Source organism: Zoogloea sp. LCSB751 (assembly GCF_002028455.1).
Lineage (GTDB): Bacteria > Pseudomonadota > Gammaproteobacteria > Burkholderiales > Rhodocyclaceae > Zoogloea.
The window spans coordinates 1-261 of the sequence record NZ_MWUM01000301.1; the positions used below are offsets into that span (position 1 = coordinate 1).

Below are 261 nucleotides of genomic sequence, written 5' to 3' on the forward strand. Positions count from 1 at the left end.
CCAACCATTGAACAGGTAACGCTCCACCAGCTTCTTCTCTTCGCCACCGGCGGTCACGTTCATGGTGCGACTCAGCAGGTTGCGGGCACGGATGGTCAGCTCGCGGGGGTTGAACGGCTTGGTGATGTAGTCATCGGCGCCGATCTCCAGCCCCAGGATCTTGTCCACTTCGTTGTCACGACCGGTCAGGAACATCAGGGCGATATTGTCATCTTCACGCAGCTCGCGCGCCAGCAGCAGGCCATTCTTGCCCGGCAGGTT

The 261-nt window shown here is 60.2% G+C and carries 1 protein-coding gene; it reads right to left on the reverse strand.

Annotation, left to right across the window (positions count from 1 at the left end; genetic code table 11):
- A partial coding sequence (locus B4920_RS26720) for a response regulator (protein ID WP_139379712.1) occupies positions 1-261 on the reverse strand: 261 nt, incomplete at both ends.